Consider the following 22,564-nt stretch of genomic DNA (forward strand, 5'->3'; position numbering starts at 1 on the left):
TTCAATGAAATTAAGGCCAATTATCCGATTACATCATTTTTGCCAGATTACCCAATTGTTTCAGCTTAAATTTAAGCTCATCTGACCATGGAAGACCAATACAGAGGCGGATACAGTTCTGATATTGATCTTGTAACGTAAACATTGGCCCTGGAGCAATGCTAATTTTTTGTTTCATGGCCAGTTCATACAATTTTACTGCATTTACTTCTCTGTTAAATTCTATCCATATGGCAAGTCCACCTTGTGGCCTGGTTGTTTTTGTACCCTCTGGAAAATATTCTGTAACCGCATCGATAAAATGCTGATAATTTTGCTGTAATGTACGACGGAGCTGATGCAAATGGCGATCATACCGTCCAGTTTTGAGAAAATTACCTACAGCCTCGTGAATGACAGAAGTTGAGGCAATGGCATGTACCAGTTTTAGTTTAAGAAGTTTTTCTTTATATTTTCCAGGAGCCACCCAACCTACACGGTATCCTGGTGCCAGGGTTTTCGAAACGGCGCTGCACCACAGCACATTACCTTTAGTATCAAATGATTTGCAGCATCTTGGTCGTTGCGTACCGAAATAAAGATCACCATAAATATCATCTTCAATAAGAGGAATATCATTTGCGGCCAAAAGCTGAACGACTTCTTTTTTGTGTTCATCAGGCATACAACTACCTAATGGCGTATTGAAATTGGGTATTAACAGGCAAATACCAATTTTCGACACCACTTTCCTAAGTGCATCTATTTCAATACCGGTAACCGGATGCGTAGGCAATTCGAGTACTTTTAAGCCTAAACTAATTACCAATTGGAGAATCCCGGGATAACAGGGACTTTCTATGGCCACAGTATCACCTGGTTTACCCAAAGCCATCAGGCAAAAAGATAATGCATTCATGCCGCCCGCGGTAGTAATCAAATCATCTTCATGAAGGTTTCCTCCCCACCCTAGCGATCGCACTGCAACCATTCTTCGTAGTTTAACATTGCCCTGAAGGGGTTCATATTCCGTCCCTCCTTCTTTAAGTGTCCGCGTAGCATAAAGTATCTCTTTTTTGAGTTTTGCCAATGGCAACATACTGCCCGATGGAACGCCAATTGAAAAAAGGGTTAAATCATCACGCCCAATGCTAGAATATACCTGAGTACTCAGTTCGCTCGGCTCATGATGATTTGCAATGAGTGATGGCTTACTTACTGCAGGTAGTGGAAGCCGTTCTATCCTACGGTTACTCACAAAGAAACCCGATTGTGGCTTGGCTTCAACCAGCGATTGTGCCTCTAGTTCCAAAAACACTCGCTTTGCTGTATTCATGCCTACCGCGTATTCCTTACAGAGCATTCTAACAGAGGGAAGTTTATCTCCAGATCTCAAAATACCATCCCTAATCTGTGTGGCAATTCCGCTTGCTATTTCATTGTACCTGTAAACTTTTTCCATAATCATCAAAAAACTGTACCCATACAAATATACAAAACTGATACTGTATTTATCACTTTTACCTTTGCACCTTTGATTTAAGAAATCAAAAGACATGAAAGAAACAGGAATTGAGTTAAACAAAGCGCATATTTCGAGTGGCTGGCTTAACGGATTTATCGCGGTACTTATTTTCAGCGGCTCTATGCCAGCCACAAGGTTGGCGGTAATGGACATGAACCCTGTTTTTGTAACCGTTGCCCGTGCCACAATAGCTGCACTGCTCGCACTTGGTGTATTAATTGCATTTAAAGAAAAACGACCATCAACCAAACATTTAATCTCATTAACGATTGTAGCTTTGGGTGTTGTAATTGGCTTTCCTTTATTAAGTGCTCTTGCTTTACAACACATTACCTCGGCACATTCTTTGGTATTCTTAGGTCTTTTACCCATGGCTACAGCCGCTTTTGCTGTTTTAAGGGGAGGCGAGCGTCCTAAGCCTATATTCTGGCTTTTTTCAATTGCAGGTAGCTTTCTGGTGATTGGCTATGCCATTTATCAGGGAATTAATGCTGCTCCAATTGGCGATATTTTAATGTTACTGGCAATTGTTCTTTGCGGACTTGGTTATGCAGAAGGTGCAAAGCTATCTAAAACATTGGGCGGCTGGCAGGTAATTTCCTGGGCGCTTGTGCTCTCGCTCCCATTAATGTTACCTTTAATGTTCATATACCAACCAGTATCATTTGCTGAGGTGAGTACTCCTGCCTGGTTTAGCCTTGCCTATATATCGCTCTTTAGTATGTTCATCGGATTTATTTTCTGGTACAGAGGTCTTGCACAAGGTGGAACCGCAGCGGTTGGACAACTCCAACTCCTCCAGCCTTTTTTTGGATTGGCCCTTGCCACTACCCTGCTCCATGAAAAAGTAAGTATTGGTATGCTGGCCATTACAATGGGTGTAATTCTTTGCGTTGCAGGCTCAAAAAAGTTCGCTAAATAACAATAATCGTCCGTTCAAAATCTAAAAAAATGTTGATATCCAATAGTTTTAAATTTGATGACCAAAGTGAGCAAATTGCCTTTATGAAGCGCTATAGCTTTGCCACAATCATTACCAGCCACAACAATTTACCCATAGCTACTCCGTTACCCTTTGTTGTAAACGAAGTAAATGGAAAGGTTTTGATAAGCGGTCACTTTGCACAAGCGAATGAGCAGGTGAAATATATTGAGCACCATACATCCCTCATTATATTTGCTGAGCCACACGCCTATATCTCGCCCAGCCACTACGAAAAACATGAAAGTGTACCCACATGGGATTATATTAGCGTACATGCTTATGGAAGAGGCCGTATTATTAGTGATGAGGGCGCTAAAGAAAAAGCGCTGAAAGAAATGATTGCGTATTATGAAAAGGAATATCTCGTGCAATGGGATAGTCTTTCAGCGAAATTTAAACAAGGTATGATGCGGGGAATCATCGCTTTTGAACTGGAAGTGACCAGTATTCAAGGGAAGAAAAAATTAAGTCAGAACAAATCGGAACAGGAACGAAAAAACATTGTAGCACACCTCGAAAACAGCAACAACGCTGTAGAAAGAGAACTCGCTCTATTCATTAAAAACCTAAAGCCATAAACATGCAGATAGAAAATAGCACAAGACACGATATAGCCGAAATCTTCCGTTTGTATGAAATCGCAACCAATTTCCAGAAAACGAAATACAGTGTTCATTGGCCAAAATTTGAACTTTCGCTGATCGAAAAGGAGATTATGGAAAACAGGCAGTGGAAAATAAGCATTAATGGAAAGGTAGCCTGCATTTGGGCTACTACTTTTAGCGATCCTCAGATATGGGAAGAAAAGAATCTCGATCCAGCCATTTACATTCACCGCATTGCCACAAATCCCGATTTCAGGGGGCAGAACCTGGTTGGCCCGATTATAAACTGGGCTAAAACCTATGCCAAAGAAAATGGTAAACGCTTTGTTAGATTAGACACTGTAGGTGAAAACGAAGGACTGATTCGCCATTATCAGAAATTTGGATTTGACTTTTTGGGACTATACGAGCTAAGCAACACCGATCAGCTTCCGGCACATTATCATCACAAGCCAGTTAGTTTATTCGAAATGCAAATTTAATTATCCGAGCATTCGACTAGCCTGTGAATATAGCGTTCAACCCAAACTCTTTCTACAAAGCGACCCCAGTTAGTTTCATCAGCGAATTATTTATATGGTCTAATCTACGCATTGGCTATAGGTATGATTACAGCCTCTATAAACTGAGCAATTATGATTATAGCTAATACGAAATTTCAGTAGGCTATTACATCGAAACCAAAAAGAGCCAAAGACCAAAGTGTTATTTTTTAGGTATTAATAAAAAAATTCCCTACCATGCAATACCATAATCTTCGCCATGGTTACTTGACCCACCTTGCAAACTATTATGCTTCCAATCAAAATAAATAGCATTGATTGGCCCACTGGTCCGTTCTGAAAAACTGAGGGTATAACCCATCTTTTTCAGTTCGTTTCGCACGTCCTCTTTTGTATTGGCATTTAATAATATCTGGCCGGGTTTTGGTTCTCTGTCGCTCGTTTTAGCACCACCAAGAGAAAGCCAAAGCTGATTCGTGTTAAAGTTAGCCGCTTCGGTTGCCTTTTGAACATTCATACCAAACTCAGCCATGTTTAAAAAGAATTGCAACAAGTTCTGATCCTGGGTATCTCCGCCCTGAACTGCGGCCGATACAAAAGGTTTACCATCTTTAAGAAACAAGGAGGGCGACAAGGTTACCCTTGGCCGTTTGCCCGGTGCTACAACATTGAAGGGATTTAAGGCAGAATCGAGCACAAAGCTTTGCATGCGTTGACTCATCCCAACACCTGTATTACCGGCAATACACGCTGGAAGCCAGCCTCCGCTTGGGGTAACTGATACCACCCACCCTTCTTTATCTGCAGCTTCTATCGACGTTGTTCCACGCCATAAACGGTCTTCATAAATTTCTTTTGGCGTATTGTTACCCAGATCGTGTTTCGGCGCAAAGTTACGCTTGGTTGTATCGGGATTAAAACCCCTGCTTTTTAACAGATTTAGATAAGGGTTTTTCTTGTCCTCGTATGGGTAAGGATCTCCAGGACCGATGTTCGCATCATTTTGATCAGTTTGGATAAGCGAGGCCCGTTGTTTTGCATAATCTTTGCTTAATAAGCCTTTCATCGGTTCAGCAGGACTTTGGTTTGGATCACCATAATAAAAATCACGGTCAGCAAAAGACAGATTCATTGCCTGGTAAACGGTATGGATATATTTTGAGCTATTGTAACCCATTGTTTTAAGATCAAAATTCTCTAATATATTCAAAGCTTGCAGTAAAACCGGTCCCTGCGTCCACTGTTTTAATTTATACACTTTAATGCCTTTATAATCGGTGCTTAGTGCTTCTTCTTCAACTGGTTTCCATTTAGCAAGGTCATTCATGGTAATTAAACCGCCTTGTTCTTTACTCCCGCGAACAAATTCTTGCGCAATGTCTCCTTTATAGAAACGATCATAAGCGGCCATTAACGCCTCTTGTCGCGAGCTGCCTTTCTTCAGCGCAGCTTGCTCTGCTTCAACCATTTTGGTTAGGGTGGCCAACAGGTCTTTTTGAATAAAAACCTCTCCCGCTTCAGGGGCTTCACGTTTTTCGCCCAAATGTGGCAACAGCACTTTTTTACTGTAAGGCCAGGTTTTAATCAATTCTTTATCGCGCTCCATACTGTTTGCGGCCTGTGCTTCTATGGCATAACCTGCAGCCATGTGCATGGCAGGTGCCAGAACCTGACCCAAACTCATGCTTCCGTATTTACTCAGCATGTAGATTAGCCCGCCAGGTGTACCTGGCGTAGTTGCGGCTAAAGGGCCATATTCTGGTGGAAAGTGATAACCTTTACCTTTAAAAAAGGCTACGGTTGCTCCTGTTGGGGCAACACCCATCGCATTAATGGCGATCACTTTTTTTGTATTCGGGTTATAGATCAGCGCTTGTGTTTCTCCTCCCCAACTTAAGGTATCCCACATTGTGCAGGTTGCAGCCAACATGGCACATGCCGCATCAACCGCGTTGCCACCCTGCTGAAAGATCATCGAGCCTGCTGTTGCTGCCATCGGCTTTCCGGTAATGGCCATCCAACTGTTGCCGTAAAGCATTGGCTTTTGTGTTTGCTGTGCAAGCAAAGGGCGAAATAAGAGCAATAACAACAGAAACAGGGCTAAATTTTTCATCGTTCCAATATAGCTAAAATATGAACCATAGCTTGCTACAATGACATAGCATCGTTTAATTCTGGGCAATAAAACAAGCTTGTTACAAATTAAGCGCCACCAGAACGGTTGGCCATAGCATATAAATATTTTCTTAGTCAGCTTTGGCAATTTGTCTGCCTAGAATAAAGCAAGATTCTATTCTTATTTCTTTTTCTTAGGTTTGGATTCTGGCAGTTCGGCTACTGTGAGGCTTACCAGTTTTCTTAACCAATCGCGATCTTCCAATTGTTCTTCGATTAAAAACTGATTTTTTGCGCCTGGGTAAGGTGGTGCTTCCACAACATCCATTATATGCGCTCTTCCAGCTAATGTTGGCTTAACGAACAGCTTATTGTCGCACACCAGCGCAAACAACTTATCACCAAAATACAACCCGTATTCGCCAAACATTTTTTTATAGGTAACCTGCTCAGCATAATTAATCTGATCTACTATAAAATCTACGAATTTCTGGTCTGATGCCATTTGTAAATTGATCTAATTTGAACTTTGGAACATGATTAAGGCTATTGAATAATCGAAAAGAAGGTCTTTAACTGTTTTTAAGATTAAATTCCGCCTTGTTTCAAGCACTAAGATAGGAACAATCGTCGATTATATTAAGTATGCCCACGCGCTAATTCATTGGGTTATTACTTTTCTTTTGATTCTGGTTTGCAATAATGGGCTTAATCGCTAAATTTGCCGGCCAAACGAACAATTGATGGCTAAAGCATACTGTTGTTCTAAAAAAAGAATAAAATGGAAGAAAACGATTTTGTTTCTATCTGGCTGGAAGAAACCGGAAATCCTGCAATTGAGAAACTAGCGCAATTAAACCTGGAAGTTGCCAATAAAACTACAGAAGTGCTTGCAGAAAAAGGTTCAACCGAATACGACCTTGCTTTTATACTGGATATTAATCCTGATGAAATCAAAAGGTGGTTAATCGGCAGGCATGTCTTCAGTATTAAAACCATTAACGAAATCGCTGTTGCAATGACTGAAATTTCACAAAGAGAGCAGCAGCCTGAATTCCAATAACTTAATTAATAGTACTTTTAGTCGTTATTAAGTGCTGGTTTAAACCAATACGATCTTCCTTAAGCTTAATGTACGATGATACAATGCTCAGCATTATTTCATGATAACGATTTGTAGTTCCGTTATCGGTGTTCACTGAAACAATGTTTGCATTTTCAGCTTCAGCTTGGGTATAAACAATGCTAAAAGTAGTGGTTGATAGCCATTCAGGTAGATTTTCGGCGCTCAACACTACCTTACAATTGACTAGCCAAACGCCTATTTTACCCTCCTCTATGCTCATTGTATAAACTAGGGGCAACTCTATAACACCAAAATCTGGCAGATCAACCAATACGTTTATCATTTTTAACATATACTTCTTTCCGCTCACAATTGCTATTATTTTCTGGATTATTGCCTCAGGTATCGGTTATGATAGAACGAAGTTGTTAAAAAAAGCAGGCCTTTAATTGGATTTAGGCGTATTTATTTGCGTAAACGTTTAAGTAGAAAAGCCCCATAGCAGAAAGGTTAGGGCGTAACAGTGCCTAACCAACCGACGTACAGCCGAAGGTTTAATTCTTGGATTCAATCTCTAATTATTTGTCTACTGTAGTTTCGCTAAAGTTCACGATTTTGAGCTTACTTACATTCTTTTGTCCCAAGGCTTTTCCTGCATATCCAGGTTTATTTACACCCCATACCACATTGCTATTAAGAACACTAATGTATCCCGTATTTTCAAAATAAAACCCAGCAATAGCGCTTTTAACAAGGCCTTCTACATTGCTTGGCCTACGGTCGTATACGCCGCCTTCCACCTTTGTCGTTTTATCGAGATAAACACTAACCTGATCAAAGTAGATATCGGAAATTTTATCAGGACTTTCGCCGCTGATGTACACACCACTTTCTCCCGTACATCGGATATTACTGAAATAAATATTCTTAACCGCTCCAACCTTTCCCTTAGTTTGTCCCTTTGGCAAACGCCAACCAGCATCTTTATTGTTGCTGGTTGCTCTTGGGTAAGCAGTAATATAAATCGGCTCTGCCTTGCCCCACCATACATCCGAAAAAAGTTTAGATTCGATTAACAGGTTGGAGAAAATCACATTGTTTACTGTACCCTCATCACGGTTTTGAATACCAATGCCACGGTTGCTTTTCGTGATATTACAATTATTGATGAGCACATTACTGATCCGGTCCATATTTTCAGAGCCTATTTTGATGGCGCAAGAACTAGAGGTCATGGTGCAGTTACTAATCACAATATTTTCGCAGGCACCATATTCTGCAAACTCACGCCTGTTTTTTAAGCAGATACAATCATCACCTGATTCGATAAAACAATTGGTAATCCTCACATTTTTACTATGATCCAGATCAATACCATCGCTGTTGCGGATTTTAATACTATTCAGCAACGTTATATTCGATATAGATACATCGTTACAACCCACTAAATGAACCGTCCAGTAGGCTGAATTCTGAAAAGTTACCCCATCTATATTCAGTTTATTACAACCGATCAAAGTAAGTAAATGCGGCCTTGGATCTATAATATTAAAAGGTTTTAATACATACGAGTCGCTAAGCTCCTCCCCCATAAACGAAATCCCATTCCCATCAATCACACCTGCTCCGCTAATGCTCACCTGTTCTAGTTTTTCTCCGCCGATCCAGATGGTTCCTTCACCTTTATTTTCTCTAAAGGCACTTTGTGTATAAAGTTTTTCATCAGGACTAGCCAAGAGCTTAGCACCACCTTCTACTCTTAAATCGATGAATGATTTTAAGTTAAAAGGACCAGTTAAAAACACGTGACCAGCGGGTACAATTACCTGTCCGCCGCCTGCTGCTGTACAGGCATCGATGGTTTTCTGAATGGCAGCTGCATCGTTGGTTTTGCCATCGCCAACTGCGCCATAGTTTTTAATGTTGTATGATTTTTGTGCCATTGCACCAAAAGAAATCAGCAGCGCAAAAATAAGTAGGATTTTAATCTTCATTTTTTTATTCATTAGGGATAAATGAGCATAGCCATTGCTCAGACTAGCTTATGTTTTACCAAAAAACCGTATAAAGTGCTGCAAGAATGCCACATATAATCACTGAGGCAATGGTAAATGCCGGAGTAACCTTAAACATGCTGCTATCAATTTCAAGGCCCTGCGGATTATCTTTACTTTTCGGATCGGTGAGCGTGACCAGAACCATTAAACCTATTATAATCATAAACACCCACGACATTCTGTTTAAGAAAGGAATCGGTGAGATAGCTCCATTGGTTATTATGGGTAAGAATTTAAATAAAATAGATAAGGGAATGGTTAATAAAGCAGCGGTAAGTGCTGCCCGCGAAGTAGTTTTCTTCCAGAAAAAGCCCAGCAAAAAGATAGCAAAAACACCTGGCGAAATAAAGCCGACATATTCTTGAATGAACTGATAAACCTGATCGAAACTACGCAATGCGGGAGCAATAATAATAGCAATTAAAGATGCAATAACCACAGACCAACGACCGACTGAAACCAAACGTGTTTCTGAAGCTTCGGGTTTGATAAACTTTTTGTAAATATCAAGTGTAAAAATGGTGGCTATACTGTTACATTTGCCGGCTAGAGAGGCTACGATGGCGGCAGTGAGTGCAGCAAAAGCAAGGCCTTTTATCCCAGCAGGCAATAAATTCATCAGTACCGGATAAGCATGATCGGGTTTAACCGTTCCGGCTGCATCGAGCATTTCGGAATGAAAATAACCACGTTGATAGAGCACATAAGCCGCAATACCTGGAATAACAACAATTACCGGAATGAGTAATTTTAAAAATGCGGCAAATATTAATCCGTTACGCCCGGTCTTTAAATCGGCTCCCAATGCCCTTTGAACGATATACTGATTACAGCCCCAGTAATTTAAATTATTGATCCACAAACCACCTACCAGTACCGCTATACCTGGCAGTTCGTTGTAAAATTTATCTCCTTTCGAAAATATCATGTGAAAATGATCTGATGCTTCACTGCGTAATAAAGGAAGCGAGGCTAAAACACTGGGCGCATCTAATTTTTCAGATACGAGTTTAAGCGCCATATAACAGGTAATTAGTCCGCCTGCAACTAAAACAAAAACCTGTATTACATCAGTATAACCAATTACCTTCATCCCTCCTAATGTAATAATGGCAGAAAAAATGGCTAGAAAAATGATACATATACTAAAAGGAACGCCCGTAATCGTTTCAATAGCTATAGCGCCAAGAAAGAAAATAGAGGTTAAGTTTACAAACACGTAAACGAGTAACCAAAAAACAGCCATTAGCGTACTCACCGTATTATTATAGCGGTTAGACAGGAACTGCGGCATGGTATAAATTTTATTCTTGATATAAATGGGTAGAAAGAATATGGCTACAATAATTAGCGTGGCGGCTGCCATCCATTCGTAACTTGCAATGGCAAGCCCCATAGCAAAGCCCGAACCCGACATGCCAATAAAATGTTCGGCAGAAATATTAGAAGCGATGATAGATGCACCAATTGCCCACCAGGTGAGCGAGCCTTCTGCCAGAAAATAATCCTTGGTATCGGTACGTTTTTTTTTCTTGCTCCGATAAACCCAATAGCCATATGCCGAAACAATAATAAAATACATCAAAAAAACAGCATAATCGAATGCGGACAGGTGGTTCATAAGGATTTTTTATATTTGGTTTTTTTTAAAAATCAGAAAAAATCCCAATGTTGCGGGCTTAATTCGATTATTTAATTACGTAAACGTTTTCGCCTAGCTGGTGGCAATAACATAGATTTACCCCTGTTAACAACCTGTCGATTCGCGCTTGATCAGCATCGATTTCAATATGATATTCTGTTCATCATCCAGTTGTTTATTATTGAGAATTTTGAACAGGGATTTTGCCGCTTCACGCCCGATTTCGAAGGCTGGCTGTGTGATTGTAGTAAGTGAAGGACTCAGCAATTTTGCGGTACTCAGGTTCGAAAAACTAAGTACTTTAACGTCATTTGGAATCTTTAGATCCATTTCTCTGCAAGCACAATATGCAGGAATAATAAATTCTTCAATAGAAGAAAAAAGTGCATCGGGTTTATAATTCCTGAGCAGCTCCTTTATATGTTGAAGGTTAAGTTCTTCATCATCCTGATATTTGACAACAAGCTGATCCCCAGCATTTATCCCATGCGTTTTCAGTGCATCAAGATAACCTGCAAACCTAGCTTTACCAGCAGGAAGATTTTCCAATCCATATAAATACGCAATTTTGGTACAGCCGCATTCAATTAAATGTTCGGTTGCCTGAAAAGCAATTTCGTAATCATCTGTAGTTACTTTAACAGCATCCAGATTTTCGTAAACACGGTCAAAAAATACCAATGGAATTTTCTTAACCAGATTGGTATAATATTCACTGTTATACTCACTGCTCGATACAGATGTAAGAATACCATCTACCCGGCCATTTAACAAGCTATTGGTGAAGGAAACTTCTGCTTCTATATTTTCGTGAGTTTGGTAAATAAGCACATGATAGCCATATTGTCTGGCAATTTCCTCGATTCCTTTTATAGATAGCGAGAAAAAATTATTGGCTACACAGGGAATAACCACCGCTACCGTTTTAGTTTTATGGCTCCGCAGGTTGCTGGCTGCCGGATTGGGTGTATAATTTAGTTCCTTAGCTAAAGTCCACACCCTGTTTTTGGTCTTTAAACTAATCTCATAGCTGTCGTTTAAGGCCTTAGAAACGGTTGCTATTGAAATATTCAACTCTTGAGCCAACCGCTTAATATTTACTGCTTCCGCCATGTTCTTAAAATTTGTTTTGTTAGTTATTTTATTAGAGGAAAGGTTATGTGCATCGGAAAAAAATATCGAAACAATAGCTAAGGCTTTTCCTCTTTCTACCAAAAATATTAAAAACAAACAGCCAGGCAACACAGATCTTGCTGAGCGAAGTTGATGTTCATAACATTTATTTGGTTTAGCAATCGAATATCTTTTTCGACTAAGAAAAGATATCTTCTTATTAACGAAAATATAAAATAATCGTAACAACAACGTTTATTTTTTTTCTTTTGCCTATTTATCTGGCAGATACCTCAGGCAGAAAAGGACATCTATAAGACCATAATCAACTGCAACCATTTAAATTTAAACAAATTAACCCGTATTCACCAATCAAATACAAGATTTTACTTAATCGTTTACGTAAATAAAATAGGCAAAACATGAAAGTTTAAGTTTTCAAAAACTCAACTTTAATTTATAAAACCAAAGATTTTTTTAACCAAATCAATTTCTAGCCTTATGAGAAACCAAAGCGAAGCTTCAAAGGATAATCAAAATCCGTTGCAAAATCTTGATCAATGGGAAGAGGATATTTTGATCCGCTACCCTGATCCCAAAAACATCAACGCTGAAAAAAAAGAAGAGCAATTCAGAAATTATGATGAAACGGAAAAGGATAGTGTAAAAGAATTTTACAGGCTTAACCATACCTACCAAACATATGATTTTGTAAAAGATAAAAAAGCAGATTATTTAAAGTTCGACAAACAGGAAATGCCTATATGGAGTGCATTTGATTTTTTGAATAAGTTAGTGGATGATTCTGATCCTGACACCGATCTGGACCAGATGCAGCACCTGTTGCAAACATCAGAAGCGATCAGAAACGACGGGCACCCCGATTGGATGGTATTGGTGGGTTTGATCCATGATATGGGTAAGGTGCTTTGTTTATTCGGAGAGCCACAGTGGGCCGTTGTGGGCGATACTTTCCCTGTAGGTTGTGCTTATTCAGATAAAATTGTCTATCCAGAATTTTTCAGCCAAAACCCCGATTTTAAAAACGAAACCTATCAGACCAAATTAGGTGTATATACCCAAAATTGCGGTTTGGATAATGTAGACATGTCATGGGGACATGATGAATATGTTTACCACATGATGAAACCCTACATTCCGGAGCCAGGATTATACATGCTCCGTTACCATTCCTTCTATTCGCAGCACAGGGAAAATGCATACGATCACCTAATGAGCGAAAAAGACCACGAAATGTTTAAATGGGTAAACCTGTTTAACCCTTACGATCTGTACTCTAAAAACCCAAATCAAAAAAGCTGGGCCGAACTAGAGCCTTATTACAAAGCACTTGTGGCTAAATATTTACCCGCCACTATCAAATTTTAACATTCTATCTCAAAACATATAACCAAATAAAACAAACAATTTATGAACCTAAATCTACAAAAATCATGAGATTTAAATGTACAAGCTTAAAGTATGGCAGTATCTTTTTGCTGCTTTTACTCATCAGCCAGTCGTTCAATATTGCCTTTGCGCAAACTGAACGAAAAATTACCGGGAACTTATTAGATACCGAAAACATGCCCATTATTGGCGCCTCAGTTTCGGTTAAGGGCACTAGCAAAGTAACGGTTACCGGAGATAATGGTGCTTTTAGCATCTCCGCCAAAAACGGCGACAAACTGGTATTTACTTTTATGGGCTACGAACCCAAAGAGATTACTATTGGCACGGCTTCGAGCTATAAAGTAACCATAAATGAAGCCACAGCATCGTTAACCGATGTGGTTGTGGTGGGTTATGGAAAAAGCTCAAGAAAAGCATTAACCAGCTCTATCTCTACGGTAAAAGGTGACGATTTGAACAAAGGAGCGATAAGTGATGTGGGCCAAATGTTACAAGGTAAAGTTCCAGGTTTGAATATTACGCGTAGTGGCGATCCTAACCGTTCTGCAGCAATTATTCTCCGCGGCGCATCTACGCTTCGTGAGGGTGCTCAATCGCCTTTATTTGTAATTGATGGAGTTATTGGAGCGGATATTTCTATTCTTGCACCTGATGATATTGCTTCAATTGACGTATTAAAAGATGCCGCTGCCGCCGCAATTTATGGTAACAGAGCTGCAAACGGGGTAATTATGGTTACTACAAAAAAAGGAATAGCCGGACAAACGCAGCTAAGTTATAGTGGCTACTTTGGTATAGAAAATGTTTCTAACCAATACGACATGATGGATGCTGACCAATTGCGTGCTTTTTTGGCAAAAAGTAACTCTTCCTTAACCCCAGCAAATGATAAGGGTGCGAATACCAACTGGCAAAATGAAGTGCAACGTAAAGATGCAATTTCTTATAACCACAACATTTCATTTAGTGGTGGTACCGAAAAAACAACTTACAATGCCAGTTTGAACTATTTTAAACAACAAGGTATCATCAAAACGAGTGATTTAGATCGTTTTATAGGCCGCGTTGGCGTAGAACAAAAAGCCATTAATGATAAATTAAAATTGGGATTTAGCTTAACCAATTCTGTAAGCAATTCAAATTTAGTACCTTATCGCAATACAATTCTATCGCAGATGTTAACATATCTACCAACTGCGCCAATTAAAAATCCGGATGGTTCATATTTTGATAACTTAACCCAATCGAATTATTACAATCCTGTATCAATGCTAGACAATGCTCAGGAAAATTTAAAATATAAAAACTTATTGGCTAGTTTTACTGCTAACTTGAAGTTACCATTTGGATTTTCTTACGATGTATCGGCATCTTACCAGAATTATCAAACGGTGTATGGTGCTTTTTATAACAGCATTTATACTTCCAGATATAACAATGTCCGTAACACACCAGACCCACCTGCTAATCCAACTATTGTTTCTCTAATCGGACAAAATGGGGTTGCGGTAAGAAATGCATACCAGAACACCAATAAAATTATTGAAACCTATTTAACCTGGGATCGCAAATTTGGTAATCACTCCATCAATGCAGTTATTGGTTACTCTTATCAAAGTTCGGTAAATGGAGATGGTGTACAAGCATCATCCACAAATTTCCCTATTAATGAAGTAGGTTATTATAACTTAAGTTTAGGAAATCCTTACGCAGTAAAAGATTTCAGAACAGATTATGGAGGCAATTCTTACCAGGATGTTCTGATGATTTCTGACTTTGCAAGGGTAAATTACAATTATAAAAATAAATATGTTATTCAAGGTTCGATCAGAAAAGATGGTTCATCAGTTTTTGGTATAAACAAACAATATGGTTACTTCCCTTCTGTTGGTGGTGCCTGGAATATTGATCAGGAAAACTTCATGAAAAATCAAAACCTAATTGGTTCATTAAAATTGAGAGCCAGTTATGGTATTGCGGGTAACTCTTTAGGATTTAACCCTTTAAGCACAAAATTAATTTACGGCAGTGTTGGCCAATTCTATTACAATGGCATTAATGAGTCTGCTTTGGGTGCTATTCAAAATGAAAACAGAGATTTGCGTTGGGAAAAAACAGCTACAACGAATATAGGAACAGATTTTAGTTTATTTAAAGGCAGATTATCAGGATCATTTGATTGGTATAACAAAAAAACCAGCGATTTAATTTTTACTTATGAAGTAGATCCAAATATTTATCCGGCAAGTACGATAACGGCTAACGTTGGTGAATTAACAAATAAAGGTCTTGAGTTTGTGTTAAACGCTACCCCAATTGCTGGTAAAGATTTCTTCTGGACAACTGGTATCAACCTGGCAAGAAACGTAAATAAAATTGTTAGCTTATCTGATAGCAGATTAGCATTAGCGAAAGTATATACAGTACAACCTGATGGCGGTGGCCAAACCGGAGCTACAGTACAACTTTTAGAGCCAGGATTACCGATTGGAACTTTTTATACTTTCAACTACGCAGGTAAAAATGCGGCAGGTGTATCTCAATATTACGATGCTAAAGGGAATTTAACAACTACACCGTCAAACAGAACTGATTATTATGCGGTTGGTAATGCACAACCTAAAGCGCTTATCGGTTGGACAAATAATATCAGTTACCGCAATTTTGATTTGAGTGTTTTTATGAGAGCCGTATTGGGCAATAAAATTATGAACATTACCAGGGCTGATCTTTTCCGTCCAAATACAGCGCAGTTTACAAACATCCCTGTAGAAGTAGCTGATGAATCTACAGCAGATTTTAACTCTTACCGATATTCATCTCGTTTTGTTGAAAACGGCAGCTACCTGCGTTTAGATAACGCTACTTTGGGCTACACCTTTAAAAAAGGTATTCCAGGTGTTAAAACGCTTAGGGTATATGCAACAGGAAATAACCTGTTTATCATTACTGGTTACAAAGGTATCGATCCAGAGATTAATCAGGGTGGTATAGCTCCTGGTGTAGATACCAATAACTTTTATCCAAAAACCAGAACATTTTTATTGGGTTTAAATGTATCATTTAATTAATCATTAAGAAGATGAAAAATCTTATCAACATAGCATCTGGTGCCTTAATAACCATGGCAACATTTTCTTCCTGTCAAAAAGTGGATTTGGGCGTAAAAACACAACTTACGCCAGAAACCTTTCCGCAAACAGAACAACATTATATCCAACTTACTGGTCAGGTATATGCACAGTTACGCGGTATTAGTGTAGAATATTTTTTCTTACAAAGCCTAAGTACCGATGAGGCAATAATGCCAGCCAGAGGTGGTAACTGGTACGATGGTGGCCGTTACGAACAGCACTCTAAACATACCTGGGATAAGGATAATGCACACATTGGTGGCGTTTGGACATTTCTTTCTACTACCATAAGTAAAGCAAACCAAAGTCTTTTTTTAATTAAAGATGCTCCTGAAACAACCGCTAAAAAAACAGCAACAGCTGAAATGCGTACAGTTAGGGCTTTAGCACTTTATATGATGATGGATCTTTGGGGAAATGTGCCTATTGTAACTCAATTTGGAGATGTAACTCCACCAGATACCAAACCAAGAGCAGAAGTATTTGCTTTTATTGAAAAAGAAGTAAAAGAGTCTATACCAGATTTGAGTTCAGTGATAGGTGTACCTACCTATGGCAGACCAACTAAATTTGCGGCTTATGCCTTACTAGCTAAAATGTTCCTGAATGCTGAAGTTTACATTGGTACAAATCGTTATAACGATGCAGTTGCGATGTGCGATAATATTATAACGGCAACAGGTACGCCATTTAGTTTAGAATCTGATTATCGTAAAATGTTTTTTATTGATAATGGCCCGCAAACTAAAGAATTTATCTTTGCGATTCCTTACGATGCTTCATTTAGTGGTGGTTATATGTTTTATGCTAGATATTCATTACCTCGCTCATTACAAGCAAAATATAGCTTAAAACACACTCCTAGCGCACCTATGAGTACATTACCAGAATACTACGCTAACTTTAACGATCCGAATGATAAGCGAAATGCACAATGGATAACCGGACCTCAATTTAAGTTTGATGGAACTCCAGTTACAGTTAGCACTACCAAAAAAGGTTATGATCAATTTTATACTGGTGCTGATGGAGCAGCTCCTTTAACTTATCAGGTTAATATCACACCTAATGTTACTTTAAGAGATGCATCAAGACCATTTGACGCTGGAAATGATGAAATAGCCTGGAACATGGGGTACCGCAACAATAAATTTTATTGTGATAGTACATCATCAAACAGAAATCAAAACAATGATTTACCGGTATTCAGATATGCAGATATTCTGTTAATGAAAGCAGAAGCTATTCTTCGTGGGGCTACACCAACTCAAGGCCAAACAGCTTTATCGTTAGTTAACCAATTACGTGCAGTACGTACTACTTCTGCAGCATGGACTACGGTAACCCTTGAAGATTTGTACAAAGAGCGTTGCAGAGAAATGGCTTGGGAAACCTGGCATAGAAATGATATGATCCGTTTCGGAAAATATGAAGGTACCTGGGGTTTTAAAACCGATGCACAAACCTATCACCGACTATTCCCAATCCCAGCTACTGCCACTTTACTTAACCCTAAGTTGAAGCAAAATCCAGGTTACCCACAGTAAGCATTAATATTGTTATTTATTGGAGAAGTATTTCTCTACGTCAGACGGCGCAGAGAAATACTTTCCAAATTTTTATCTAAAAAATCAGCTAATTTCGTTAAGCTAATTATCCCTTCTAAAAAAGATTTCATGAGTAAACATTTACTATTATTGATTTCCTTACTCACTTATGGTTCCTTACATGCGCAGGTTTTGTTAAAAACGCCATCAGAAAGTATCCCCGTAACAAAAAACATAACCAAAGAGGCTTCATCAGTTAATTTCATTGCCATGGGCGATTGGGGTCGTAATGGCGCTGACCATCAGAAACAGGTGGCTCAGCAAATGGGGATAACCGCAGCAGATGTTAAGGCACAGTTTATTATTTCTACGGGTGACAACTTCTATCCCAGTGGTGTAATCAGCGAACACGACCCACTTTTTAAATATTCTTTTGAAGATATTTACACGGCATTTTCATTGCAATGGGATTGGTACCCGGTATTGGGTAACCATGACTATAAATCTAATCCGGATGCGCAGGTTGCCTATTCGAAAATTAGTAGAAGATGGAAAATGCCTTCCCGTTATTATGCAAAGAAATTCCCCATCAATGGAGACCTCAACAATCAGGTTTTAATTGCTTTTATTGACACCAACCCTTTGATTCCGGAATTCTATAAAAATGCGGAATATGGGCCTAATGTAAAAGGTCAGGATACCACGCAGCAAAAACGCTGGCTGGTTAAAGTGTTAAGTGATACCGACCCAAGCATTAGATGGAAAATTGTTGTAGGTCATCATCCCATGTATACCGGAGGAAGCAGAACAGATGGATATGATACCAAAGCAATCCGCAGTTCTCTTAAACCAGTTTTTGATCGTTATGGCGTAGATGTATACCTCACCGGACACGAACACAGCTTGCAGTATATCCAGCCTGCAGGCAAAACACATCATTTTATCTCTGGAGCAGCTTCAGAGAAAACACCTGTAAAACTTATCGACGATGCGCAAATGGTGGCCTCCGTTTATGGCTTCATGCTCTTTTCAATCAGTAAAGATCTGATCAGGATTCAAACCATTAATGATGAAGGAGAAATTATTTACAATACAATAATTAAAAAATAGTTGGCCTTTTCTCTTTTCAAGACTTATTTTAGAAAATAGAATCGACAATTATCCTCAATAAATTATAAAGCCCGCATGACCATTACCGAACCTGTACAAAAAGACCAGTTTCTATCGAAAAAGAAAAGGTTACTTTCTTTAGACGCACTGCGTGGTTTTGATATGTTCTGGATCATTAGCGGAGAAGGCATTTTTCATGGTCTGGCAAACGGAGTAATGAAAGAACATGCGCTGATCAGAAACCCCAACGATTGGACGATTGCGACCAATGGTAACCTATCGTTTTTTGAGCGCATATTGGTTGGCATGAGTAATCAGCTGCACCACTCCCCATGGAATGGTTTTACCTTTTACGACCTGATTTTCCCGCTTTTCATTTTTATATCGGGTATTGCAATGCCTTTCTCTTACGAGAAACATTTTAGTGCTACGAATGACAAGAAAAGTTCGGCAAAGGGCATTTATTATGCACTTATCAAAAGAACACTGATTTTAATTATCCTCGGCATGGTGGTTAACGGCTTATTGCAATGGCAGGGTTACGAAAACATCCGTTTCGCCAGTGTTCTTGGCCGCATTGCCTTGTCTACTTTTTTTGCTGCTTTAATTTACCTTAATTTTTCGTTAAACAAACAGATCATCTGGCTGGTATGCATTTTGGTAGGCTACTACATTCTAATGATAACCATAGCCGTACCTGGTTTTGGAAATGGCATATTAACTCCCGAAGGGAATCTTGCCGCTTATATTGACCGTTTGTGGTTACCTGGAAAACTCCATCGCACAATTTATGATCCCGAAGGATTACTGAGTACTATTCCAGCTATTGCTACCGCATTATTGGGTGTATTTACAGGAACATTTCTTAATTCTAAAAATAGCCGTTTTACCCCTACTAAAAAAGCACTTACACTCCTTGTAGCAGGATTGGCACTCATCTCTATCGGATTATGTTGGAATATATTTTTCCCGATCAATAAAAACATGTGGACCAGTTCTTTCGTGCTACTGGCTGGGGGCTTTAGTGCTGTTTTATTTGTATTTTTTTATTACGTTATTGACATTAAAGGGCTTCAAAAATGGAGCATGCCATTCATCTGGATAGGTACAAACTCTATTTTAATTTATGTTTGTGCTCATGGGCTTTTCAATTTCGAATCTACTTCGACATTCCTCTTCGGTGGAGTTATAGCTAAACTCCCTTTAGTTTGGCAGCAGGCACGTTTATGGCTTGGTGTACTGTTGATCCAACTTGCCATATTGAAATTTCTTTATGACAGGAAATGGTTTTTAAAAATTTAACACGATATTAAAACACCAAATTTCCATTAAATCAAAAAGAAGCAATAAAAGAACTTCCTTAATATTAAATCCCATCTCCTATATGTTGTTAACTGATTTAAAAAAAATAACATCAAAATATAAAAAAGGACTACAATTTCTGTTCTTTTTGGCTACAGCTGCCCTTTATACAGATGTTGTTTATGCACAGCAGCAAAATTTAATCCCCTATGTTCAACCTTTTTCGGGCACTTCTGCAAGCACTACTTTGGCAAGTCAACATATCGAAGATAAAACCGAGCGTTTGGCCAATACCATTCCAGCAGTAGCGCCACCATTCAGTATGACGCAGTGGACACCACAAACACAACTGACCGAAAAAAAATGCCTTGCTCCTTACTATTATAACAACAAGAAATTTTATGGTTTCAGGGCAACACACTGGATCAGCGGTTCGTGTACTCAAGATTATGGAAGCTTCACCATTATGCCAATTTCAGGCCAACTTAAAACCAATGCAGCTCAATATGCAGAAAATTATGTCCACGAAAACGAAGTTTCTACTCCATCCTATTACAAGTTAAAATTACCTCGGCATCAACTGTTAACAGAAATTACAGCCAGCCTCAGAAGCGGTATAATGCGGATCACCGCGCTAAAAACAGATAGCGTTTATATTTTAGTTACGCCCAACAGCGATCAAAACAAGGGATTTATTCAAGTTAACACAGAAAAAGGTGAAATCTCTGGTTATAATCCTGTTCACCGGATTTATCAGGGATGGGGAGAACCTGCAGGCTTTAGCGGTTATTTTTTCATCCGCTTTAAAAAAGCATTTACTTCAGCAGGGGTTTATAGCGAAGGTCATATTTTCAAGCAGCAAAACATTAGCAATAAAAAGGACATTGGTGCTTTTGCAGGCTTTAAACTGCAAAAAGGAGAACAACTAATCGTGTATTCTGGCACTTCATTTACCAGTATTGATGCCGCGAAGGCTAACCTGGAAAGTGAAATTAAAAATGAGGACTTCGATGCTGTTTTGGCACGAACGAATCAAATTTGGGAAAAATCGTTATTGCAGATAAGCATTACAGATACAAATGAAAAAGGAAAAAAAATCTTTTACACGGCGCTCTATCATGCCATGCAACATCCCAGGTTATACAATGATGTAGATGGAAAATATCCACAGTTTGATGGAAAATATCAGAACAAAACAATAAATAAAGGCAATTATTACGATGATTTTTCCATGTGGGATATTTATCGTGCACAATTACCTTTAATGGAGTTACTGAAGCCCAATTTAGCCAATAGCTTTGTTAATTCTATGGTATTAAAAGGTCAGCAAGGCGGTTGGCTACCCATTTTTCCCTGTTGGAACAGTTATACTGCCGCCATGATCGGTGATCATGCTACTGCTTTCATCGCCTCGGCCTACAATAAAGGCATCCGTAATTATGATATCAATGAAGCCTATCGGCTGATGCGACAGAATGCGTTTCAAATGCCTGATTCTGCTGATTATTTGAATGGAAAAGGCAGGCGAGGCATTAACAGTTACTTAAAATATGGTTACATTCCGCAAGAAGACAGCATACCGAACGCATTTCATAAAAGGGAGCAGGTGAGCAGGACTTTGGAATATGCTTATGATGATTATGCCCTTGCAAGCATTGCTAAAGATCTGGGTAAAGAAGCCGATTACCGGCAACTGTTAAAACGATCTCTTAACTACCAGAACATCTTCGATTCAAATGTGGGGATGGTTAGGGGCCGCTTTTCTAATGGGAGCTGGTATAAACCCTTTTATCCCGATCACCGCGAACCGTACATTACAGAAGGAACCCCAAGGCAGTATACTTTTTACGTACCGCACGATATGCCTGGATTGATTAAATTAATGGGTGGAAGTAAAAACCTCGAAAATGAACTGGATTCTCTTTTCGATAAAAAGGAATATTGGCATGGGAACGAACCTGGCCATCAGATCCCCTTTTTGTATAATTATACCCCTTCTCCTTGGAAAACCCAGATGCAAGTATCGCGCATTTTGGCAGAAGAGTACGGTGAAGGCGCTGGTGGTTTAAGTGGGAACGATGATGCCGGGCAAATGTCGGCATGGTATGTATTTGCAGCACTTGGCTTTTATCCGGTAGATCCAGTTTCAGGAAACTACCAACTCACCAGTCCTTTATTTAAAAAGACTACCATATCTTTTAGTAATGGCAAAAAATTAACCATAATAGCCATTAAAAAGAGTAAAAAATCTATTTACATCTCAAAAATAAGTTTAAATGGAAGGCCTTTTACCAAAAACCAAATTAGACACCAATCCCTGGTTCAGGGCGGAAAATTGATCTTTTATCTGCAAGATCAACCAGCCACACTTTAAATCCTGAAAAACGATCTAAACATAAGTAAAGATTGAATTAACAACCATACTACGAATGGGCCAAACACGTCAATACCAGAAAAACATTTCAACT

The 22,564-nt window shown here is 39.0% G+C and carries 17 protein-coding genes; 10 read left to right on the forward strand and 7 right to left on the reverse strand.

Features of this window, described 5'->3' with window-relative positions; genetic code table 11:
- Window positions 1-28 precede the first annotated feature (28 nt).
- Window positions 29-1,441: an aminotransferase-like domain-containing protein gene (locus EZ456_RS13900; RefSeq protein ID WP_131531097.1), complete on the reverse strand. Its 1,413-nt coding sequence runs from the start codon at window positions 1,439-1,441 to the stop codon at window positions 29-31.
- Window positions 1,442-1,535: 94 nt separating this feature from the next.
- On the opposite strand from EZ456_RS13900, the gene EZ456_RS13905 reads away from it, so the two are divergent.
- From EZ456_RS13905 to EZ456_RS13915, 3 genes are read left to right on the forward strand one after another with little or no spacing between them, the layout of a single operon-like run.
- Window positions 1,536-2,426, forward strand: a complete 891-nt coding sequence (locus EZ456_RS13905; RefSeq protein ID WP_131531098.1) for a DMT family transporter — start codon at window positions 1,536-1,538, stop codon at window positions 2,424-2,426.
- A gap of 29 nt (window positions 2,427-2,455) precedes the next feature.
- The gene (locus EZ456_RS13910) at window positions 2,456-3,067 is read left to right on the forward strand and encodes an FMN-binding negative transcriptional regulator (protein WP_131531099.1); all 612 of its coding nucleotides are present in this window, start codon (window positions 2,456-2,458) and stop codon (window positions 3,065-3,067) included.
- Window positions 3,068-3,069: 2 nt separating this feature from the next.
- A complete protein-coding gene (locus EZ456_RS13915) occupies window positions 3,070-3,576 on the forward strand; it encodes a GNAT family N-acetyltransferase (protein ID WP_131531100.1) in 507 nt (168 codons plus the stop codon).
- Between the two features lie 253 nt (window positions 3,577-3,829).
- On the opposite strand, the gene EZ456_RS13920 is transcribed toward EZ456_RS13915, so the two are convergent.
- On the reverse strand, window positions 3,830-5,710 hold the full coding sequence (locus EZ456_RS13920; protein WP_131531101.1) for a gamma-glutamyltransferase family protein: 1,881 nt from the start codon (window positions 5,708-5,710) through the stop codon (window positions 3,830-3,832).
- 183 nt (window positions 5,711-5,893) lie between these two features.
- The gene (locus EZ456_RS13925) at window positions 5,894-6,217 is read right to left on the reverse strand and encodes a TfoX/Sxy family protein (protein ID WP_131531102.1); all 324 of its coding nucleotides are present in this window, start codon (window positions 6,215-6,217) and stop codon (window positions 5,894-5,896) included.
- A gap of 276 nt (window positions 6,218-6,493) precedes the next feature.
- Here EZ456_RS13925 and EZ456_RS13930 point away from each other — a divergent pair, with 276 nt between their 5' ends.
- On the forward strand, window positions 6,494-6,775 hold the full coding sequence (locus EZ456_RS13930; protein ID WP_131531103.1) for a hypothetical protein: 282 nt from the start codon (window positions 6,494-6,496) through the stop codon (window positions 6,773-6,775).
- A gap of 1 nt (window position 6,776) precedes the next feature.
- Here the strand turns inward: EZ456_RS13930 and EZ456_RS13935 are convergent, their stop codons facing one another.
- From EZ456_RS13935 to EZ456_RS13950, 4 genes are all read right to left on the reverse strand, one after another.
- Window positions 6,777-7,148, reverse strand: coding sequence for a hypothetical protein (locus tag EZ456_RS13935; protein WP_131531104.1), 372 nt, complete (start codon window positions 7,146-7,148; stop codon window positions 6,777-6,779).
- Between the two features lie 208 nt (window positions 7,149-7,356).
- On the reverse strand, window positions 7,357-8,772 hold the full coding sequence (locus EZ456_RS13940) for a glycoside hydrolase family 28 protein (RefSeq protein WP_205945092.1): 1,416 nt from the start codon (window positions 8,770-8,772) through the stop codon (window positions 7,357-7,359).
- Window positions 8,773-8,827: 55 nt separating this feature from the next.
- Complete coding sequence (locus EZ456_RS13945) at window positions 8,828-10,456, reverse strand: sodium/sugar symporter (RefSeq protein ID WP_131531106.1); 1,629 nt, start codon at window positions 10,454-10,456, stop codon at window positions 8,828-8,830.
- A gap of 126 nt (window positions 10,457-10,582) precedes the next feature.
- Window positions 10,583-11,590 carry a LacI family DNA-binding transcriptional regulator gene (locus tag EZ456_RS13950; protein WP_131531107.1) on the reverse strand — a complete coding sequence of 336 codons (1,008 nt, stop codon included), beginning with the start codon at window positions 11,588-11,590 and terminating at the stop codon, window positions 10,583-10,585.
- A 501-nt stretch (window positions 11,591-12,091) separates the two neighbouring features.
- On the opposite strand from EZ456_RS13950, the gene EZ456_RS13955 reads away from it, so the two are divergent.
- The 6 genes from EZ456_RS13955 (at window position 12,092) to EZ456_RS13980 (ending at window position 22,470) form a co-directional block, all read left to right on the forward strand.
- Window positions 12,092-12,979, forward strand: a complete 888-nt coding sequence (locus EZ456_RS13955) for an inositol oxygenase family protein (RefSeq protein WP_131531108.1) — start codon at window positions 12,092-12,094, stop codon at window positions 12,977-12,979.
- A gap of 65 nt (window positions 12,980-13,044) precedes the next feature.
- Window positions 13,045-16,074: a SusC/RagA family TonB-linked outer membrane protein gene (locus tag EZ456_RS13960; protein WP_131531109.1), complete on the forward strand. Its 3,030-nt coding sequence runs from the start codon at window positions 13,045-13,047 to the stop codon at window positions 16,072-16,074.
- A gap of 11 nt (window positions 16,075-16,085) precedes the next feature.
- On the forward strand, window positions 16,086-17,684 hold the full coding sequence (locus tag EZ456_RS13965; RefSeq protein WP_131531110.1) for a RagB/SusD family nutrient uptake outer membrane protein: 1,599 nt from the start codon (window positions 16,086-16,088) through the stop codon (window positions 17,682-17,684).
- 129 nt (window positions 17,685-17,813) lie between these two features.
- On the forward strand, window positions 17,814-18,794 hold the full coding sequence (locus tag EZ456_RS13970; protein WP_131531111.1) for a metallophosphoesterase: 981 nt from the start codon (window positions 17,814-17,816) through the stop codon (window positions 18,792-18,794).
- Window positions 18,795-18,869: 75 nt separating this feature from the next.
- Window positions 18,870-20,096 carry an acyltransferase family protein gene (locus EZ456_RS13975; protein WP_131531113.1) on the forward strand — a complete coding sequence of 409 codons (1,227 nt, stop codon included), beginning with the start codon at window positions 18,870-18,872 and terminating at the stop codon, window positions 20,094-20,096.
- A gap of 82 nt (window positions 20,097-20,178) precedes the next feature.
- Entirely contained in the window at window positions 20,179-22,470 is a 2,292-nt protein-coding gene (locus EZ456_RS13980; RefSeq protein ID WP_131531114.1) for a GH92 family glycosyl hydrolase, read from the forward strand.
- The last annotated feature ends 94 nt before the right edge of the window (window positions 22,471-22,564 follow it).

The organism is Pedobacter psychrodurus (assembly GCF_004331735.1).
GTDB lineage: Bacteria > Bacteroidota > Bacteroidia > Sphingobacteriales > Sphingobacteriaceae > Pedobacter > Pedobacter psychrodurus.

Excerpts from the sequence above, each read along its gene's own strand:
- EZ456_RS13900 (WP_131531097.1), bottom strand. The coding sequence starts at position 1,441 with ATGGAAAAAGTTTACAGGTACAATGAAATAGCAAGCGGAATTGCCACA.
- EZ456_RS13905 (WP_131531098.1), top strand. The coding sequence starts at position 1,536 with ATGAAAGAAACAGGAATTGAGTTAAACAAAGCGCATATTTCGAGTGGC.
- EZ456_RS13910 (WP_131531099.1), top strand. The coding sequence starts at position 2,456 with ATGTTGATATCCAATAGTTTTAAATTTGATGACCAAAGTGAGCAAATT.
- EZ456_RS13915 (WP_131531100.1), top strand. The coding sequence starts at position 3,070 with ATGCAGATAGAAAATAGCACAAGACACGATATAGCCGAAATCTTCCGT.
- EZ456_RS13920 (WP_131531101.1), bottom strand. The coding sequence starts at position 5,710 with ATGAAAAATTTAGCCCTGTTTCTGTTGTTATTGCTCTTATTTCGCCCT.
- EZ456_RS13925 (WP_131531102.1), bottom strand. The coding sequence starts at position 6,217 with ATGGCATCAGACCAGAAATTCGTAGATTTTATAGTAGATCAGATTAAT.
- EZ456_RS13930 (WP_131531103.1), top strand. The coding sequence starts at position 6,494 with ATGGAAGAAAACGATTTTGTTTCTATCTGGCTGGAAGAAACCGGAAAT.
- EZ456_RS13940 (WP_205945092.1), bottom strand. The coding sequence starts at position 8,772 with ATGAAGATTAAAATCCTACTTATTTTTGCGCTGCTGATTTCTTTTGGT.
- EZ456_RS13945 (WP_131531106.1), bottom strand. The coding sequence starts at position 10,456 with ATGAACCACCTGTCCGCATTCGATTATGCTGTTTTTTTGATGTATTTT.
- EZ456_RS13950 (WP_131531107.1), bottom strand. The coding sequence starts at position 11,590 with ATGGCGGAAGCAGTAAATATTAAGCGGTTGGCTCAAGAGTTGAATATT.
- EZ456_RS13955 (WP_131531108.1), top strand. The coding sequence starts at position 12,092 with ATGAGAAACCAAAGCGAAGCTTCAAAGGATAATCAAAATCCGTTGCAA.
- EZ456_RS13960 (WP_131531109.1), top strand. The coding sequence starts at position 13,045 with ATGAGATTTAAATGTACAAGCTTAAAGTATGGCAGTATCTTTTTGCTG.
- EZ456_RS13965 (WP_131531110.1), top strand. The coding sequence starts at position 16,086 with ATGAAAAATCTTATCAACATAGCATCTGGTGCCTTAATAACCATGGCA.
- EZ456_RS13970 (WP_131531111.1), top strand. The coding sequence starts at position 17,814 with ATGAGTAAACATTTACTATTATTGATTTCCTTACTCACTTATGGTTCC.
- EZ456_RS13975 (WP_131531113.1), top strand. The coding sequence starts at position 18,870 with ATGACCATTACCGAACCTGTACAAAAAGACCAGTTTCTATCGAAAAAG.
- EZ456_RS13980 (WP_131531114.1), top strand. The coding sequence starts at position 20,179 with ATGTTGTTAACTGATTTAAAAAAAATAACATCAAAATATAAAAAAGGA.